Annotated in this window: 20 protein-coding genes and 3 pseudogenes; 11 read left to right on the top strand and 12 right to left on the bottom strand. The window is 66.3% G+C overall.

Annotated features, from left to right (window positions below):
• Positions 1-748, top strand: a 748-nt coding sequence (locus tag GNX96_RS16435; RefSeq protein ID WP_279580535.1) for a flavin-containing monooxygenase, incomplete at its 5' end; no start/stop codon positions are given.
• Here GNX96_RS16435 and GNX96_RS16430 read toward each other — a convergent pair.
• The 5 genes from GNX96_RS16430 to GNX96_RS16410 all read right to left on the bottom strand — a co-directional run bounded on the left by GNX96_RS16430 (position 671) and on the right by GNX96_RS16410 (position 4782).
• Entirely contained in the window at positions 671-2017 is a 1347-nt protein-coding gene (locus tag GNX96_RS16430) for an MFS transporter (protein WP_279580534.1), read from the bottom strand. The genes GNX96_RS16435 and GNX96_RS16430 overlap by 78 nt on opposite strands.
• 126 nt (positions 2018-2143) lie before the next feature.
• Positions 2144-2551 carry a winged helix-turn-helix domain-containing protein gene (locus GNX96_RS16425; RefSeq protein ID WP_163568748.1) on the bottom strand — a complete coding sequence of 136 codons (408 nt, stop codon included), beginning with the start codon at positions 2549-2551 and terminating at the stop codon, positions 2144-2146.
• Positions 2552-2559: 8 nt separating this feature from the next.
• Entirely contained in the window at positions 2560-3459 is a 900-nt protein-coding gene (locus tag GNX96_RS16420) for a phosphate ABC transporter ATP-binding protein (protein ID WP_163568747.1), read from the bottom strand.
• A gap of 1 nt (position 3460) precedes the next feature.
• Positions 3461-4366 carry a phosphate ABC transporter permease PstA gene (gene pstA / locus GNX96_RS16415; protein ID WP_163568746.1) on the bottom strand — a complete coding sequence of 302 codons (906 nt, stop codon included), beginning with the start codon at positions 4364-4366 and terminating at the stop codon, positions 3461-3463.
• On the bottom strand, positions 4366-4782 hold the full coding sequence (locus GNX96_RS16410) for a PstC family ABC transporter permease (RefSeq protein ID WP_279580545.1): 417 nt from the start codon (positions 4780-4782) through the stop codon (positions 4366-4368). Before GNX96_RS16410 ends, pstA begins: the two co-directional genes overlap by 1 nt.
• 419 nt (positions 4783-5201) lie before the next feature.
• On the opposite strand from GNX96_RS16410, the gene GNX96_RS16405 reads away from it, so the two are divergent.
• Positions 5202-5342, top strand: coding sequence for a hypothetical protein (locus GNX96_RS16405; protein ID WP_279580533.1), 141 nt, complete (start codon positions 5202-5204; stop codon positions 5340-5342).
• Positions 5343-5461: 119 nt separating this feature from the next.
• Here the strand turns inward: GNX96_RS16405 and GNX96_RS52330 are convergent, their stop codons facing one another.
• From GNX96_RS52330 to GNX96_RS16395, 3 genes are read right to left on the bottom strand one after another with little or no spacing between them, the layout of a single operon-like run.
• The gene (locus GNX96_RS52330; protein ID WP_279580532.1) at positions 5462-5587 is read right to left on the bottom strand and encodes a hypothetical protein; all 126 of its coding nucleotides are present in this window, start codon (positions 5585-5587) and stop codon (positions 5462-5464) included.
• Positions 5581-6114: a substrate-binding domain-containing protein gene (locus GNX96_RS16400; RefSeq protein WP_163568743.1), complete on the bottom strand. Its 534-nt coding sequence runs from the start codon at positions 6112-6114 to the stop codon at positions 5581-5583. Before GNX96_RS16400 ends, GNX96_RS52330 begins: the two co-directional genes overlap by 7 nt.
• Positions 6084-6644 (bottom strand): substrate-binding domain-containing protein, encoded by a 561-nt coding sequence (locus tag GNX96_RS16395; protein ID WP_163568742.1) that lies wholly within the window; start codon positions 6642-6644, stop codon positions 6084-6086. Before GNX96_RS16395 ends, GNX96_RS16400 begins: the two co-directional genes overlap by 31 nt.
• A gap of 435 nt (positions 6645-7079) precedes the next feature.
• On the opposite strand from GNX96_RS16395, the gene GNX96_RS16390 reads away from it, so the two are divergent.
• Positions 7080-7553 (top strand): hypothetical protein, encoded by a 474-nt coding sequence (locus tag GNX96_RS16390; protein WP_279580531.1) that lies wholly within the window; start codon positions 7080-7082, stop codon positions 7551-7553.
• On the opposite strand, the gene GNX96_RS16385 is transcribed toward GNX96_RS16390, so the two are convergent.
• Positions 7533-7892: an ArsR/SmtB family transcription factor gene (locus GNX96_RS16385; RefSeq protein WP_163568741.1), complete on the bottom strand. Its 360-nt coding sequence runs from the start codon at positions 7890-7892 to the stop codon at positions 7533-7535. The two genes, GNX96_RS16390 and GNX96_RS16385, sit on opposite strands and share 21 nt — an antisense overlap.
• Positions 7893-7995: 103 nt before the next feature.
• On the opposite strand from GNX96_RS16385, the gene arsB reads away from it, so the two are divergent.
• The 8 genes and pseudogenes from arsB to GNX96_RS61165 all read left to right on the top strand — a co-directional run bounded on the left by arsB (position 7996) and on the right by GNX96_RS61165 (position 13465).
• Positions 7996-9132 (top strand): ACR3 family arsenite efflux transporter, encoded by a 1137-nt coding sequence (gene arsB, locus GNX96_RS16380; protein WP_163568740.1) that lies wholly within the window; start codon positions 7996-7998, stop codon positions 9130-9132.
• Positions 9129-9710, top strand: a pseudogene (locus GNX96_RS63710) (metalloregulator ArsR/SmtB family transcription factor); the annotation flags it as partial. The gene arsB and the pseudogene GNX96_RS63710, both read left to right, overlap by 4 nt.
• 238 nt (positions 9711-9948) lie before the next feature.
• On the top strand, positions 9949-10209 hold the full coding sequence (locus tag GNX96_RS61170) for an arsenate reductase/protein-tyrosine-phosphatase family protein (RefSeq protein WP_313885681.1): 261 nt from the start codon (positions 9949-9951) through the stop codon (positions 10207-10209).
• Positions 10206-10620 (top strand): annotated as a pseudogene (locus GNX96_RS16365) (arsenate reductase ArsC). The gene GNX96_RS61170 and the pseudogene GNX96_RS16365 overlap by 4 nt, the downstream one beginning before the upstream one ends.
• Before the next feature lie 257 nt (positions 10621-10877).
• A pseudogene (locus GNX96_RS63705) lies at positions 10878-11144 on the top strand (hypothetical protein); the annotation flags it as partial.
• A 127-nt stretch (positions 11145-11271) separates the two neighbouring features.
• Entirely contained in the window at positions 11272-11661 is a 390-nt protein-coding gene (locus tag GNX96_RS16355; RefSeq protein ID WP_163568738.1) for an RCC1 domain-containing protein, read from the top strand.
• A gap of 304 nt (positions 11662-11965) precedes the next feature.
• A complete protein-coding gene (locus tag GNX96_RS16350) occupies positions 11966-12166 on the top strand; it encodes a hypothetical protein (protein ID WP_163568737.1) in 201 nt (66 codons plus the stop codon).
• Between the two features lie 75 nt (positions 12167-12241).
• On the top strand, positions 12242-13465 hold the full coding sequence (locus GNX96_RS61165; RefSeq protein WP_163568736.1) for a BlaI/MecI/CopY family transcriptional regulator: 1224 nt from the start codon (positions 12242-12244) through the stop codon (positions 13463-13465).
• Between the two features lie 93 nt (positions 13466-13558).
• Here the strand turns inward: GNX96_RS61165 and GNX96_RS16340 are convergent, their stop codons facing one another.
• The 3 genes from GNX96_RS16340 to GNX96_RS16330 all read right to left on the bottom strand — a co-directional run bounded on the left by GNX96_RS16340 (position 13559) and on the right by GNX96_RS16330 (position 14591).
• Positions 13559-13708: a hypothetical protein gene (locus tag GNX96_RS16340; protein ID WP_163568735.1), complete on the bottom strand. Its 150-nt coding sequence runs from the start codon at positions 13706-13708 to the stop codon at positions 13559-13561.
• Between the two features lie 65 nt (positions 13709-13773).
• Positions 13774-14055, bottom strand: a complete 282-nt coding sequence (locus GNX96_RS16335) for a glutaredoxin family protein (RefSeq protein ID WP_163568734.1) — start codon at positions 14053-14055, stop codon at positions 13774-13776.
• Complete coding sequence (locus GNX96_RS16330) at positions 14052-14591, bottom strand: peroxiredoxin family protein (RefSeq protein ID WP_279580530.1); 540 nt, start codon at positions 14589-14591, stop codon at positions 14052-14054. Before GNX96_RS16330 ends, GNX96_RS16335 begins: the two co-directional genes overlap by 4 nt.
• Positions 14592-14698 lie beyond the last annotated feature (107 nt).

The following is a 14698-nucleotide window of genomic DNA, read 5'->3' as shown; positions in this document are numbered from 1 at the left end:
CGGGCCGGAATTCCTTGTACACCTAGAAAATGGCACTGTGCTCACCGCGCCGTCGGTGGTCGCGGCGACCGGTGGGTTCGGTCACCCGTACCGCCCGACGCTTCCCGGTTTGGAATCGTTCAGCGGTACGGTTCTGCATGCCAGCCAATACCGCAACCCGCAACCGTACGCAGGCCGGCGGATTGTCGTGGTGGGTGCGGGAAACTCCGCCGTCCAGATCGCCGTCGAACTCGCCGACACCGCGACCGTCACCCTGGCCAGCCGAGCGCCGGTGACGTTCCTACCGCAACGGCCGTTCGGGCGAGATCTGCATTATTGGTTCACCGTCACGGGATTCGATTTCGCCCCACTGGGTCGATGGGTTGAGGCGCCGACCCAACCGGTCATCGACGACCGCCATTACCGAGCCGCCGTTGTTGCCGGCAAGCCGGATCGGCGGGAGATGTTCACGCGCATCGACGGCTCGTCGGTGATCTGGCCGGACGGGAGTCGGGAGCACGTCGATGTTTTGTTGCTGGCGACCGGGTACCGGCCCGATCTGGGCTATCTCGCCGACCTCGGAGCGCTGGACTCGGACGGAAACCCTCGCCACCGTGCTGGATTGTCCACGACTCATCCAAGCCTGGCGTACGTCGGCGTGGAATGGCAACGCACTCCAGCTTCCGCGTCTCTACGCGGCGTCGGCCGGGACGCGAAACATATAGCCGCGCGGTTCGGGCAGCAGGTGATCCGTGGCGCCCGCGCCTGAGACACGACGCTTCTTTCCTACGTCACCCCTCAGGTACGCCGGAATGGCTTGAGGAACAACAGAAGTACGGACGCGACGGCCATCCAGCCGGCGAGGTAGCTGAACGCCGCGGTGGCTGACACTGTGGTCCACAACAGTCCGGCGCCAGCGCTGGCAGCGAAGTTGCCGATGGCTTGGACGGTGGCCAACAACCCGAATGCCGCGCCGCGTATGCCGGCCGGCGCGAGAGCGGCGACCGCCGAATGCTGGGCGGTCTCCACGCATCCGATCGCCAGCCCAGCCGCGAGGAACGGGATCCCCAGCAGGACAAGATTCGTGATGGGGAAGGCGAAACCGACATACGCGCTGCGGCGAAAACCAACGCGCCGGCCAGAAACACCAACACCGGTCCGCGGCTGCCGAGCCGGTCCGCCGTACGGCCCGCGGGCAGTGACGCGACCGTGGCGGCGACGTTGTAGAGGGTGTAGAGCGCCAACGCAAGCGTGGTGGCGGCGGTCGCGCGTAGCCGGGCCGGAGCAGGTCGGTGGCGCGCAGGATCAGCAGGGTCGCGGCCACGTTGCCGACCTCGAACACGGCCGCCGCCGCGATCAGCCGGCCCAGTTTTCCCTGCATGACCGGCCTGATCCGCAGCCGCAGTGGTACGCGGTCGCGTTCGCGTGAGCGCGCGGTGTGCCGGATGGCGTAGATGATCGCGACCGCCGCCGCGAGCAGGCCGGGAATCACCGACAGCCCGATGGCGGCGCGTACGCCCAGCGTCGCGACCAGCACGAGCGCGAGCAGCGGGCCGACGATCGCCCCGAGGTTGTCCATCATCCGCTCGAACCCGTACGCGCGCCCGTACGCGCTGGCCGGCACCACATCGGCAAGCAACGCGTTGCGGGCCGGCACCCGCAACCCGCGGGCCGCCCACGCCCCAGCACGCAGCACCCCGACCTGCCACGCCGCACCGGCGGCGCCGGTCAACGCGGCCAACACCGCCGTGCTCGCGTACCCACCGACCGCGATCCGGCGACGGCGGCGCGGATCATCGGCCAGCGCGCCACCGACGAACCTCGCGCCGCCGGCCAGCGCATCGGAGATTCCCTCAATCAACCCGAGCACCACCGCCGGCGCGCCCAACGTCGAAGTGAGCAGGCTCGGCAACAACGCGGTGGGGATCTCATGCCCCACATCGGCCAGAAAGCTGGCGGTGCCGATGCCGGCGACTGGTCGGGACAGCCATCGTGCCTGCTCTGCTTCGGATTCGGCCGGATCGGTCGTGGGCGCCATGATCGCATTCTGCCGGTGATCTCACCGCCGTTGCGACTGTCGCACAAGATGCCTGTCCGCTCAGGTAGCCGGGCCGGGCTAGGGTCGACGTCTGCTGGCGTACCGCCGCCCGCGGGGGTAGAGAAATCAGTCCTCGGGTGTGTAGTCGAAGATGTAGCCGACTCCGCGCACGGTCCGGATTGGCCCTGGATCGTCGTCGGGTCCGCTGCGTAGCCGGGTGCGGAGCCGTTTGATGTGCACGTCGAGGGTTTTGTTGCTGTCGCCGTAGCCTTTGCCCCAGACGGTGTCCAGCAGGTAGCGGCGGGTCAGCGCGCGGCCGGCGTTGTCCATCAGCAGGACCAGAAGTTGGTGTTCCTTCATCGGAAGATGCACCAGTTTCCCGTGGACCTTGAGTTGGAAGCCGTCCAGGTGAAGTTCGATCGCGCCGATCCGCAACACCCGTAGCTGCCCGATCGAAACAGGCGTGACCCTCGCGTACGCCGAGGCAGCGTCCTTCGATGACTGGTTCATCGATGGCGCGGGTTCGGCGTTCATCAGGAGTCTCACCCGACCTTCCCGGTGATGTAGTCTTCGGTGGCTTTTTCGTTGGGGTTGCTGAAGATCCGCGAGGTCGGGCCGATCTCGACCAGGGCGCCGGCCTGCCCGAGGCCCGGTACGGTGAGAAACGCGGTGGTGTCCGAGACGCGCGCGGCTTGCTGCATGTTGTGGGTGACGATGATGATCGTGTAGCTGGCTTTCAGTTCCGCGATCAGGTCTTCGATGACCAGGGTCGAGATCGGGTCGAGCGCCGAGCAGGGCTCATCCATCAGCAGCACCCTCGGCTCCACCGCGAGAGCGCGGGCGATGCACAGTCGCTGCTGTTGCCCGCCGGACAGGCTGGAGCCGGCGGCTTTGAGACGGTCCTTGACTTCCGGCCACAGACCCGCGCGGGTCAGGGACACTTCGACGATGTCGTCGTACTCGCTGGTGCGCCGGCCGCGGCGACCCAGCCGCAGCCCGGCGACGACATTGTCGTAGATGCTCATCGTCGGAAACGGGTTGGGGCGCTGGAAAACCATGCCGACGTTGCGGCGTACCAGCACCGGGTCGACGCCTTTGCCGAGGATGTTGATGTCATCGATCAGCACCTGGCCCTGGACCCTGCCGGTCGGGGTGTTCAGGTGCATGCCGTTGACGCAGCGCAGCACGGTGGATTTGCCGCAGCCAGACGGCCCGATTAAGGCGGTCACCTCGGTGGGCTCCACAATGAGGTTGACGCCGGTCACGGCCAGGTGGCTGCCGTAGAAAGCGCTCAGGTCGCGGATCTCGACCCGGCTTCCGGTACGGCCGGGTAATGCCGCGTCGATGGTTTCGTTTTCCAGCCCGGAAATATCGCTGGGCGCGCGCTCGGTGACGACGGTGCGGATCTTCACCGGCACGTTGGTGGGCTCTGGTGTGGTCATGTCAGCGTCCCGAGGTGAAGGTCCGGCGGCTCGCGAGGCGGGCCACGATGGTGGCGATCAGGACGATCGCGATCAAGGTGAGCGCGCCGGCCCAGGCGCGGGCTTGGGCTGCTTTGTAGCCGGTGATGGCGGAGCCGAAGATCTGCAACGACAGCGTCGACATCCGATGCGTCGGGTTCACTTCGGTGAACAGGTCGTTCCCCAGCGCTGTCAACAAAAGCGGCGCGGTTTCCCCCATCGCGCGGGCGACCGCCAGCATCACCCCGGTGATCACCCCGGTGCGCGCGGTTGGCAGCACGATGGAGGTGATCGTACGGGCTTTCGTGACCCCGAGCGCGAGACTGGCTTCCCGGAGCTCAGCGGGCACCAGGCGCAGCATTTCGGCGGTGGAACGGATCACCAGCGGCAGCATCACCAAGGCGAGAGCCACCGCGCCGGCAAGCCCGGAGAACCCGAACTGGGTGACCCAGATCGCGTACACGAACGCGCCTGTGACGATGGTCGGTACCCCGACGAGTACGTCGGTGAGGAAGCTGACCCAGCGGGCCAGCCGGCCGCCGTACTCGACGATGAGCACCGCCGCGGACATGCCCAGCGGGACCGCGATCGCGGTGGCGATGCCGACGATCTCCACGCTTCCGATGATGCCGTTCACGAACCCGCCACCGGCATCGGCCGGATTGCCCGGCGGGGTCTGCGTGAGGAATTCGGGACCGAGGAACTGCAGTCCGATCGATGCCACGTATCCCAGCACCCACAACAAAACCGCGACGCATGCGATCATGACCGCAGCCAATATGCCGGTCATCGTGGCGTCCACGACACGGCGCCGACCGCGGTGCCGGATCGGTGCCTGGACAATCTGCTGCCGGCGTGTGATCGGCGCAGCGACAATCGTGTCGGTCATCAGGCGATATCCTCTCCGGAGCGGCGAACGATCAGTTTGCCGATCACGTTGACCACCAGCGCGAAGGCCATCAGCCACAGCGCGACCACAAACAACGACTGCAGGTGGAACGGCTGGTTGGCTTCGGTGAACTCGTTCGCGATCACCGACGGCATGGTGGCGCCCTGGCCGAGAATGCTGGCGGTGATCGCCAGTACGTTGTTGCCGATCACCATCGTGACGGCGATCGTCTCACCCAACGCGCGGCCCAGTCCCAAAATCGACGCGCCGATGATCCCCGACCGCGACCGCGGAAGTACGGCCATGCGCAGCATTTCCCAGCGGGTCGCGCCCAGCGCCGATGCCGCTTCTTTCTCCGCGACCGGTGCAAGGCTGAACACTTCGCGGACGATGGCGGTGATGATCGGCAGCACCATGATCGCCAAAATCACGCCAGCAGTCAGGTACGAGACACCGAAAAAAAAACGGTCCGGCGAAAGCGATCCCGACCACCGGAATGTGGCCGAGCGTGTTGCCCACGGCCGCGCCGATCGGTTGCAATGCCGGGACGAGCGCGAAAATGCCCCAGAATCCGTACACGACACTCGGAATCGCCGCCAGCAGGTCGACCAGGTAGCTCAACGGCCGTTGCAACCATTTCGGTGCGACATCAGTGATGTACAGGGCGACCGCGATCGACACCGGGACGGCGATCAGCATCCCGATCACCGAGGTGACGATGCTGCCGTAGACGAACTGCAGGATCCCGTACGGATTCGGGTTGCTACTGGCCGAAGTCGCCTCCGACGGCGCCCACCGGTCCGACATCAGATAACTCAGCGGGCCGTAATGCATGATGGCCGGCCACGAGTCGACGATCAGAAACACCGCCGTACCGACCAAAACGGCGATGACCAACACTCCGACGGCTCGCATGAACACCGCGAACAAGGTGTCCGCGGACCGCCACCGGGACCGTCGCGCGACCAGCAGCTGACTCACCGATTCCCGCGGTGGGCTGTGGTTCGTATCCAGCATTGTTCTCCTCACCGGCACAGCCTCGATGGCGCGGCAGGCGCGCCACCGAGGCCAATCTCCTTTGGTACGCGCAATCTGTTACGCCGCCAGCGGCGTGCCGTTGAGCGTCATCTTCTTGACCTGGCCGATGGCCAATTGCTGCAGGTCTTTGCCCAGCGGCGCGTAGTGGACCTGACTGGCCTGGTCTTGGCCGGTGGTCAGCACACCCACGAGAAGAAGTTCGCCAACGCGGCGGCCTTCGCCTTGTCCGTCTGCCTCTGGTACACCAGCGCGTACGTCGTGCCCGTGATCGGGTAGGCGTTGGCGTCACTGCCATCGGTCAAGCTCGTACGCAAGTCGGCCGGGAACTGCAGGCCCTCCACGTCCTTGGTGACGGTGGCGATGCACGGCTGGATGAAGTTGCCGGCCTTGTTTTTCACCTGTCCGTAGGTGAGGTCCTGCGCCAGCGCGTACGCCAACTCCACGTACCCGATCGCACCCTCGGTCTGGTTCACCACACCAGACACACCCTCGTTGCCCTTACCGCCGATACCCACCGGCCACGCGACCTCCTTGCCGACCGAGCGGTCCTTCCCGCCCAGTTTGCTCACCCAGGATGGCGATTCCTTGGTCAGGTAGTCGGTCCACACCGCGGTCGTACCCGAACCATCCGAGCGGTGCGCGACGGCGATCGGTTCGTCCGGCAGCTTGATGCCCGGATTCAGCGCGCCGTCAACGCTGGATCGTTCCACTTTGTGATCTCACCCGCGAAAATCTTCCCCCGCGTGTCCCCGCCGAACTTCAACCCGCTCTTGACACCGTTCACCTTGTACGTCGGCACCACCGCGCCCAACGTCAACGGAATGTGCAGAATCGGGCCACCTTTCGCCGCCGCCAGCTCGGAATCCTTCATGGGAGTGTCACTCGCTCCGAAGTCCACCGTACCGGCGGAAATCTGCTTCACCCCACCCCCGGACCCGATCGACTGATAGGCGACCTGAACGTTGCCCACACTCGCGTAGTTCTTCGTCCACACCGACAAAATGGGGGCCACAAATGTCGAGCCGGCGCCGGACAGTTTGCTTGCGACACCAGGAATCTTCGCGACACCGTTGGTGTAGCCGGGTTTGTCCGCGCCCGCACTGGAGCAGATCTGTTTGCCGAATCCCGTCGCGTCCCCGCTAGAGGTAGTCGAACCAACGTTGCTGGTGCTTCCGCACCCGGCCAGCACCACGACGAAGCACGTCCCGGCACCCACCACTGCAGTGACCGCCGCAAGCATCCGTCCAGACATCAAACCCCTCACTACCGTTGCCGACGACGCCCGACGCGTCATCTCCGCGGCACACCATCGGAATCATTCGCATCAGTCCCCGGACACCCGGGTGAACGCGTGGTTAACAACGGCCAACATCAGAGTCAAACCCGCGCGGTTACGCACACACCGACACTTGACTTCGACGACCGTCGATATCGACGGCTGTCGAATCCGCCGCCATCCGCGGCGACTGCTGCACCGATCCCTGGCACCAAAAATTCCGCAGGGAACCCGCGGGTATCAGGCCTACGGGATGCGGTGATCCAGGTGCCGGCACATGATCCACGGAGAGAACCCAGCGAGCCGTTTGGCCGACAGTCAGCGGTCACCTCGACGCGTAGCGTTGCACCTATCGGGACGTTCCAGAGGTGACGTTATGGCCCTACAAATCCTTATCGGTTGCCATATTCTGCCGGCCTGGCGGCGGTCATTCTGGGCGCCATGACGATGTTCGCCCGCAAGGCACCGGGACGGCACCCCCCCCCGAGAGGTCGTCGTTATCTTGTGGCGCTCGGCGCGGTTTTCGTCACCGGCACAGCCATCGCCACCACGAACTGGGCACATCTGTGGCATCTTGCGACCACCGGGCTGGTGGCGGTTGCCTGCGCGACGACCGGCTATCTCGCACATCGCATCCAGTGGCGAGGTTGGTTGTGGACGCATATTCCGGCGATGACAGGCTCGTACACGGCGATGTTGACCGCTTTTTATGTCGACAACGGGCCACGCCGCCTGCCGGTCTGGAATCTGCTCCCCGCCGTGACATTCTGGTTCCTGCCCACGGCTGTCGCCGTGCCGTTGCTCGTACGCGCACTCCGCAAATATGCCGGGAAAACTGGCACCATCCTTGACTCACGCGAGCAAATTCCGTAGTCCTTCCCACTGCTCGGCCACCAACGAATACCAGGTCCACGTGCCACGTGGCTCCCGTCGCAGCAGGCCCGCATTCACCAGCACCTTGAGGTGGTGGCTGACCGTTGGCTGACTCAACCCGACCGGCTCGGTCAAATCACACACGCACGCCTCGCCAGCGGGCGCGGCGCGGATCAGACTCAACAACTGCAACCGGGTCGGATCGGCGACCGCCTTTAGCGTCTTCGCCAGGTCCTCAGCGGCCGCGCGGTCCAGTGGCGCCTCGGTCGGCGCCGAACTCGCGCACGACCTGACTGCTGGCTCGACGACCACATGCGTGGTCGTACCGCTCGCGGTCATTCGCCCGTACCCCCTACACCGAACAGCTCATTGATGGACATCTATGAAGCCTGCTACCGTACTCATCATAGACGAACATCTATGAATCGGAAGCGGGGTTCGCGTGGCCACGGAAACCAGTTCAGCGACCACCACCGGCACTGCCGTGGTCGGCCGACTGTCGGTGCTCGACCGGTTCCTGCCGGTCTGGATCCTCGCCGCCATGGGCCTGGGCCTGCTGCTCGGCCGGATCATTCCCAGCCTCAGCGGCGTCCTGGACGCGGTGAAGATCGGGTCGGTGTCCCTGCCGATCGCGCTCGGGCTGCTGCTGATGATGTATCCGGTGCTGGCCAAGGTCCGGTACGGCCACCTGAACACCGTCACGGGCGATCGCCGGATGCTGCTCTCGTCGCTGGCGTTGAACTGGATCGTCGGCCCGGCCGTGATGTTCGCGCTGGCCTGGCTGCTGCTGCCCGACCAACCGGCGTACCGGACCGGGTTGATCATCGTCGGCCTGGCTCGGTGCATCGCAATGGTGCTCATCTGGAACGACCTGTCCTGCGGCGACCGAGAAGCCGCCGCCGTCCTGGTGGCCATCAACTCGGTGTTCCAGATCGTCGCGTTCGCTGCGCTCGGCTGGTTCTACCTCAACCTGCTACCCGGCTGGCTCGGACTGCCGCAGACCGACCTGCACGTCTCTATCGGCGTTATCGCTGGCAGCGTCCTGATTTTCCTCGGCATTCCCCTGGTCGCCGGATTCCTCACCCGGCTGATCGGTGAGCGCCGCAAAGGCACCGACTGGTACGAAAACCGATTCCTGCCCAAGATCGGGCCGGTCGCTCTGTACGGCCTGCTGTTCACCATCGTGATCCTGTTCGCCCTGCAGGGGCACACCATCACCTCCGAACCGCTCAACGTGGTCCGGATCGCCTTGCCGCTGCTGGCATACTTCGCGCTGATGTGGGGACTTTCCTTCCTCCTCGGAAAAACCATCGGCCTGCCGTACAACCGCACCGCGACCCTCGCGTTCACCGCCGCCGGCAACAACTTCGAACTCGCCATCGCCGTCGCGATCGCCGTTTTCGGTGTCACCTCAGGACAAGCACTCGCCGGCGTCGTCGGACCACTCATCGAAGTCCCGGTCTTGGTGGCTCTCGTGTACGTGTCCTTGTGGGCCGGACGGCGGTTCTTCCCCCCCGGCGACCCGACAGTCCCTCACCGCCGCACACCACCAGCACCGACTGGAAAGCCTGTCTCATGAACGGCCCGGAAAGCACGCCATCCGAGCACCAGCCGTGCTGCCCCCCCCAACTGCGCAACGCTCTGACCGACGCGGACGCCATCGCCGCCGCACGCCGCTTCAAAGCGCTCGCCGACCCAGTGCGCGTACGGCTGCTGTCCATCATCGCCGCGCACGGCGGCGGCGAAGCCTGCCCCGCCGATCTCGCTGCTGCGCTGACGGTCTCGCAGCCCACCATCAGCCATCATCACTTGAAAATGCTGCGCGACAGCGAACTCCTCACGGCCGAACGGCACGCATCCTTCGTGCACTACCACGTCGCCCCGCACACCCTCAATGCGTTGTCCGCCGTACTGGACTGGTTCGCCGACCCGCCACCCGCAGATCCGACCACTGGCAGCCGCCACCGAACTGCCGACCCCGCACCGGAGGCCACCATGGCACGCTCCCTGGCCGACCTACCGCTCGCGAACACCGACCGCATGCTCGACCGCATCGCCGACCGGCTCGCGCTGCGCTTCCACGGCGTCTTCAGCCGCACCACCGTGCTGCGGTATCTGCACGAGTCGTACGAACTGCTCCAACAGCCGGCGACCGTACGCACCCATCTCCTCACCGTCGCCGAACACTTCACCGCCGAACGACTCACCGCCCTCGCGCACACCCGCGACGCCGCCGCCAAAGCCGTACCCGACGTACTTTTCGTCTGCACCCACAACGCCGGCCGCTCCCAACTCGCCGCGGCACTGCTGACACACCACTCCGGTGGCCGCGTCACCGTCCATTCCGCCGGCTCTGACCCCGCCGCGGCGCGCGATGGACCCCGCAATCCTGACCGTGCTCGCCGAAATCGGCGTCAGCGTCGACACCGCGTTCCCCAAACCGCTCACCGACGAAGTCGTCCAGGACGCCGACATCATCGTCACCATGGGCTGCGGCGACGCCTGCGCGATCCTGCCCGGCAAGCGGTACTACGACTGGGACATCGCCGACCCCGACGACGCCTCCCTCGACCTTGTACGCACCATCCGAGACGAAATCAACCAGCACATCCAACAACTGATCACCGACATCACGCCCGTCAAGGAGCCCGCATGAGCAAGCCCGCCGTCCTTTTCGTCTGCGTCCACAACGCCGGCCGCTCCCAAATGGCCGCCGGCTGGCTGACCCACCTGGCCAGCGACACCATCGACGTCCGCTCCGCCGGATCCATCCCCGGCGACCAAATCAACCCCATGGCCGTACAAGCCATGCACGAGGTCGGCATCGACATCACCCACCAGACACCGAAAATCCTCACCACCGACGCCGTCCCAAGCCTCCGACGTTGTCATCACCATGGGCTGCGGCGACGCATGCCCCATCTTTCCCGGCAAACGCTACGAAGACTGGACCCTCACCGACCCCGCCGGGCAACCCATCGAAACCGTACGACTCGTACGCGACGACATCCACCAACGCATCCAGGACCTCATCAACGAACTCGCCCCACAGCGAGCGGCACACTGAACACCATGAGCTGCCTCGACTGCGGCGCGCCAGCAGTGGCCACCTGCACCCACTGCGGCGCAGCCGCCTGCCACGACCACCTCGTCGCGACAACCGAGCACCTCACCATCACAGTCCCTCTGAACAGACAGGTCACCGTCGAACCCGCCGCACGGCGAATCCGCTGCCACATCTGTCAGAAGGCCTACGACGCCACGAATGACCCGCGCGGGGCTACCCAGGCACGGTCCGGCTGACGGTGGCATCGTGGTTTATCGGTGTCGAAATCCCCGTTAGTTGCGTTCTGCCTTGACTGGCTCAAGGTACGGCAATGGTCATCGCCAGATGATTCACTTTGTTCGCCGTCCTACTATCGTCGCACTCATGGTGCGCTCGTCTGTCCGGGAATCGCGCTGCGGGCCTTCGCCGCGGACGCCTTGACGGTGTGGGGATGGGGCGAGAACTCGTATGGCGAACTCGGCGACAACACCACCGCCGACCACCGTTCACCCGTCGCCATCACTCGCCTGTCGAACATCAGCGACATCGCCGCCAGCGAAGCTACTCGATCTTCCTCAGTAGCGACGGCACGGTGCAGGCCGCCGGCTCCAACGCTTACGGCCGATTGGGCACCGGCAACGAAAGCGACAGCCCAGTGCCGTGCCGGTCCCCGTGCCCGGTCTCACCTCGGTCACCGCAGCCGCCGCCAGCGCCGGCACCGCGATGGCACTACGCACCGACGGCACTGTCTGGGCTTGGGGCGACGGTTCCGCCGGGAAGCTCGGCGACGGCCGGTTCGGTGACGGCGTTGCCGTCAACCGCCCGCAGCAGGTCCCGGGATTGTCGAGCGTGACGGCGATCGCCGCCGGCGGCCGGCACCAGGCCGCCCTACGTACCGACGGCGCCGTGTGGACCTGGGGATCTGACGTGTACGGCGAACTCGGCCGCGGCAAGACCGGCGACCCGTCCGGCTGCGTCTGCAACCCGACACCGGCCGCCGCGACCGGCCTCACGAATGCCACCGACATCACAGCTGGCCTATATCCAAAACCGGTGCCCTGACCGCGACCGGCGCCGTGTACGCCTGGGGCAGCCCCGAAACGTTCGGCGGCGTCTTCGAACACGATCCCCACCCAGATCACCGGCATCCCAGCGATGGCCGAGATTTCTCAGGGCTTCAGCCACACGCTGACCCGTGACGGAGCGGTCTGGTCATGATGCGTCAACCTCGACGGCCAACCCGACGACGGTACCTCTGGCAGCGTCGTCAACGCCCCAAAGGCGATACCCGGCCTGACCGGTATCACCGCCGTACGCGCGTTCAGCGATTCAGCGCCGCTGTTGTCCAAGACGGCACGGTGAAAACGTGGGGAACGAACAGGGCCAACTCGGACTCGGCAGCACCGACCCGCGCGTCACTGCACCGGCCGCAGTGTCCGGCCTCTCGGCGCTATCCCTGCTCAGCACCGGTGGGTACGCCCACCAGATGTTCGCGTTGGGCGGCCGGCTAGGAACGGCGGCATTCACATACTTGACCACGCCTGCCGCCTTTCCTGGCAGTCGTTGATCTGCTGGGCTGGACCTGGCCGGCGTATGTCGCCCATCGGACTACTATGATGGCTAGGAGTTTGGAGGTGGGTACGTGCGTGGCTTCGGTGATCTGGAAGCGGCGATCATGGATCGGTTGTGGGTGCGGGGCGAGCCGGCGACGGTGCGGGAGATCCTGACGGACCTGGAGCGGGAGCTGGCGTACACGACGGTCCTGACCGTGGTGGACAACCTGTTCAAGAAGGGCTGGCTGCGGCGGGAGCCGGCGGGCGGGCGTGCGCACCGGTATACCCCGACCGCGTCGCGCGGGGAGTACGGAGCGCGGTTGATGCGGGAGGCGCTGGCGGAGTCCGGTGATCCCGCGCAGGCGATGCTGCGGTTCGTCGGCGAGATGTCGGCGGCTGAGGCGGACACACTGCGGGCCGCGCTGGCCGCGTACGAGAAGGGGCACTCAGCGGTGACATCGTTGCTGTTGCTGGGATTCGCTGCTCTGGTCGCGGTCGTCTCCTCCCGGGTCCTGCCGTCGGCCGGATGGGTCTATCGGTCGCCGCGGTTGGGACTGGCCGCCTGGTACGCGGCGTTGTCGGCGATGGCTGGCGCGGTCGTGGCGGCCGTGCTGGTGATGGTGGTGGTGCGGTGGCCGCAGACCTGGGCGGCGGCGTGTACGTGGTGGACCTGGGGCGCGCGGGTCTTGCTGGGTGACTTCGGCCTGGCCGCCCGGGTTGCCGCTGCGGTCCTGCTTGTCCTGCTGGCAGTGCTGCTCGGCCGTGTCGGCTGGTCGGTCGTACGCACCGTCCGGGCGACGGCTTCGCGACGCCGCGGGCACCGGGCTTTGTTGGCGGTCGCCTGCCGCTACCGTCCCGAGCTGGGTGTGTTCGTGGTGGAGCACGATCGCCCTGCCGCGTACGTCGTGGGCGGTCGCGCGGACCGTGTCGTGGTGACCAGTGCCGCCGTCGAGCAGTTGCCACCCGCGCAGCTGGCCGCGGTGATCGCGCACGAGCGCGCCCATGCCGCTGGCCGGCACCAGGTGCTGGTCGACGCGGTACGGCTGCTGGCCCTTCTCGCGCCGTCGGCGGTGGTGTTGGCGCGTGCTGGCAAGCAGGTGAGCCGGTTGGTGGAGATCCGCGCGGATGAGGTGGCCGCCGCCGAGTACGGGCGCCTGGAACTGGCCCGGGCGCTGGTGGCGTGCGCCGAGGCCGGCCGTCCCGAACCACGGTTGGTCGGCGTCCTGGCGGCGACCGGCGGAGATGCGCTGGAGCGGCTGAATCGTCTGCTGACGCCGCCGCGGCCGCTCTCTCCCGGCCGCCGATGGTGGTGACTGGGAGCGCGGGCCTGCTGCTGGTGGTGGCGATGCCGGTGCTGATCGTGGCGTCCAGCGCGGTGCTGCCGGTGCTGCGTGCGTGTCTGGGAATCAGCTGCTGATAGACCGCCGCGGCCCGTTGTCGACGACAGCCTGTTTGAGCAGTGCCACCTCGGCGCGCAGTGCGGCGAGGTCGTCCTGTTTTTCGGCGCCGTTGTTCTGAGTCTGTGCGGTGTTTTGTTGCCGCGCATCATGAACCACATCATGAGGCTCATGCCGATCGGGCAGGCCAGGATCGGCAGCAAGAGCAGGTACTGAGGCATTGCTTAGTGTTCCTTTCGGTTGGTGAGGGCGCGGCGCAGGGCGCGTTCGGAAGGCCGGCCGAAGGCGATGAGGTGACCGTCGAGCAGGATTCCGGGCGCGTACGGGACGGGGTTGTTCGCGGTGAGGCGTTGCCCGTCCTGGCTGTGCAGGTCGATTTCGGTGATGGTGAGCGGGTGGTCGGCGCTGACGATGGTGAGGACTTTTTTGGCGTGCTCACACCATCCGCAGTCCGGCTGGGTGAGTAGCGTGATCGACGCGTACGTGTTTTCCTTGCTGTGGGTCATTTCCTGGTTCCGGCGCGCAGGTCGGCGAGCAGGTTCGCGGTGGGGACGAACATGGTGTATTTCGGTGCGCCGCCGTAGTCCGCGCGCCATCGGATGGTGCCGTCCGGGCTGATCAGAACGAAACTGTGCCCGTACCGCGAGGCGCCCATCATCCCGTACTGGTTTGCTTGGTACGCCTGGGAAGCAGTCAGGTTCGAGTCGGACAGTACGGGTGTGGTCAGGTGCATGTCGCGGGTCTTCTGGGTGAGCAGGTCGACTGGGTCGGTGGTGATGGATACGACCTGGTCGATGCCGGCGGCGTGGACTTGGGTGATGTTGCGTTCCAGGTCCGTCAGCTGGTCGAAGCAGGGCTGGCAGGACAGGCCTTCCTGGAAATAGAGCAACACCGTCTTGCCGCGCAGTGCTGCCAGCGTCTGGGTGGCGCCGGTGGTGGAGGCCAGGCTGAAAGCCGGCGCTAGCGAACCAACGCCGGGTTTGCCGACCGTGTACGGAAATTGCGCGACTGGATCACCGCCACCACTGGCCGCGCGGTACACCCCGTAAAGGCGGCGACGACCGTCACCAGGGCGAGTACGACCACGGCCGCAACCCACGCTCGCGGCCGCCGCCGGCTCCGTCGGCGCTTGCGTGGTCGCGCACCGGT

It is taken from the genome of Fodinicola feengrottensis (assembly GCF_010993775.1).
Lineage (GTDB): Bacteria > Actinomycetota > Actinomycetes > Mycobacteriales > HKI-0501 > Fodinicola > Fodinicola feengrottensis.
This window is presented reverse-complemented; position numbering and strand designations above follow the sequence as displayed.